The following is a 2,199-nucleotide window of genomic DNA, read 5'->3' as shown; positions in this document are numbered from 1 at the left end:
GTGAAGAACCACAGGCGGCCGCCGTCCTCCGGCCGCGGTCGGCAGGTGATCGTCACCGAGATCCCGGTCGCGTCCTCGACGTGCAGCCTGTCGGTGGTGTCGGTGACCGTCAGCCCGCGCACGGCCAGCTTCCGGCCGAGCGCGGTCAATGGGTCATACTGGTACATCAGTCGGACCTCCAGCGTCCGGCGAGGCCCCGGATTCCGCTGCCCACCAGCGGCCCGGGGCCGATGGCTTTGTGCCATCCGTCACAGACCATCCACCCGGCGTATGCTGGACTGCCAGAGGTTTGACACTCTTTGACACCCCCGCATGCGCACGAGAGGCTCCGAGGCGTCAAACCGCGTCAAACTGCGGCGTCCCTCGCCGCCGCATGCGTCAGGATCAGCACAAATGCCTGCCTCGCCGTCCACGTCAGCCCAGGCCGCTCGTCGGCGCCTGGGCGAACAACTGCGTGAGATGCGCCAAGCCGCTGGCCTCAGCGGCGTGGTTTTCGCCCGTGAGGCGGGCTGGCGTGACTCCTCGCTCGTCAGCCGCATCGAGCGGGGACAGCGAACGATCACCGCCGATCACGTGCGGCTGTGGTGCCGGATATGCGGCGCATCCGAACAGCGCACCGAGGAGCTACTGGCCGAGCAGTCCGCTGCCGTGAGGATGTGGCGCACCAACGCCCAGCTCAAACGCGCCGGGCTACGCCAACTCCAGACCGAGGACCGCGACCGCTACCAGCAGGCCCGAAGCATGCGGTTCTACGCCACCAAAGGCATCCCCGGCCTGCTGCAAACCGAGGCGTACGCGACGTGGGCGCTGCGGTCGATCCGGCACGAGTTCGGCATGGAGCACGACGACGTCGCCGAGGCCGTCGCCGCTCGGATGGAGCGCAACCGCGTACTGCGCGGCCCCGGCCGGTTCGCCATCATCCTGGAGCAAGAGGCGCTCTGGCACCGCACCTGCCCGACCACGACGCACCGTGAGCAGCTGCTGTACCTCCTCGACGCCATGCGGCTGCCATCGGTCAGCCTCGGCATCATCCCCTGGGCCCGCGAACGCAACGTCAATGGGTTCGGAGTGTGGCCAGACGAGACGTTCCTGATCAGCAACGACGAGCAGGTCACCGTCGAGCTGGTCAGCGGCTACCTCACGATCACGACACCCGAGGAGATCCGCGCCTACATACGGGCCTGGGAGCGTATGGCGGCCCTGGCCGTGCACGGCGACCAGGCCGTCGCGATCATCCGGGCCGCGCTCGCCGCGCTGGACGAATACGAGTCTTAGCGGGCGGGTTTGTAGTCGGCGTGGTCGACAGCGCGGTTCCACACCTGCTCGAAGGCGGCGACGACCGGGCCGACACGTACCGGGTCCGACACGAACTCGTACTCCCGCAGGGAAGTGCCGTCACCGGCGTTGAAATTGAACGCCACAAGCCGGGAGTCGATGATGTAGAAATCCGCGGGTGGGATGAGCAGGTCGTAGGCGTCCCGCCGCGACAACCAGCGCACCTGCTCGCCCGCCTCAACGTTCCATTCCGTGTGCGCGTGCTCCCATTCGATGTAGTCCGACCACGGCTCGGACACGATACGGGCCCGGCGCATCACCACGCCGCGGCTGGTGATGCCGCGGACGAACTCCATCCAGTTCTCCATGCTCGCGCGCATCTTCTCGCGCGGCGTCTTCTTCCCTGATGCCTGCCACTCCAGGAAGTCGGGCTCGGGCGTGTATTCGTCGCGCTGCTCCAGGTGCACCACGCTGTACTTGGCGGCTTTGATCAGGTCTATGAGAGCCGTCTTGCCGTGCCCCACTCGCCCCTGCTCGTAGGTCCCGGTCGCGGCCTCGGCCAAGATGGGCGCGAGCCGAGCGGGCTGCCACACCACCGCCTCGTCAGCGCCGAGCGGACTGTGCGCGGCGAGCTTGGCAAGGATCATCGGGTCCGTGACGCGCTTGCCTTGCAGGTAGAAGTCGCCGGTGTCCGGGTCAACGAACACCGCAGGGCATTCGAGTTCTTTCGACTTATCGTCGGCGCCGACGAAGTCGATCCGGACGTCGCGCATGGGGCACCTCCGCGTCCGCTGCTCTGGGGCTTGCCTTGACCCTAGCCACGGCGGACAGCAGATGTCAGCCGCCCAGGCGCACCGTCACCTGACCGATCTAGGTGTACTGACCATGGACGTTGGTGACGGCGACACGGCTGGATGATCTTGA

2 protein-coding genes are annotated in these 2,199 nt (G+C 67.2%); one reads left to right on the top strand and one right to left on the bottom strand.

The annotated features are described in order from the left end of the window. Window positions 1-312: 312 nt before the first annotated feature. Window positions 313-1,275: a helix-turn-helix domain-containing protein gene (locus ABD879_RS32450; RefSeq protein ID WP_345025612.1), complete on the top strand. Its 963-nt coding sequence runs from the start codon at window positions 313-315 to the stop codon at window positions 1,273-1,275. Here the strand turns inward: ABD879_RS32450 and ABD879_RS32445 are convergent. Continuing rightward, complete coding sequence (locus ABD879_RS32445) at window positions 1,272-2,048, bottom strand: DUF6879 family protein (RefSeq protein ID WP_345025611.1); 777 nt, start codon at window positions 2,046-2,048, stop codon at window positions 1,272-1,274. The genes ABD879_RS32450 and ABD879_RS32445 overlap by 4 nt on opposite strands. Window positions 2,049-2,199: the final 151 nt, after the last annotated feature.

The organism is Actinomadura keratinilytica (assembly GCF_039539665.1).
GTDB classification, from domain to species: Bacteria; Actinomycetota; Actinomycetes; order Streptosporangiales; family Streptosporangiaceae; genus Spirillospora; species Spirillospora keratinilytica.
The sequence above is the reverse complement of the archived record's forward strand: the minus strand, read 5'-3'. Positions and strand labels throughout refer to the sequence as shown.

Bases quoted from the DNA above. Each gene is read 5' to 3' on its own strand.
- ABD879_RS32450 (WP_345025612.1), top strand. From the start codon at position 313: ATGCGCACGAGAGGCTCCGAGGCGTCAAACCGCGTCAAACTGCGGCGT.
- ABD879_RS32445 (WP_345025611.1), bottom strand. From the start codon at position 2,048: ATGCGCGACGTCCGGATCGACTTCGTCGGCGCCGACGATAAGTCGAAA.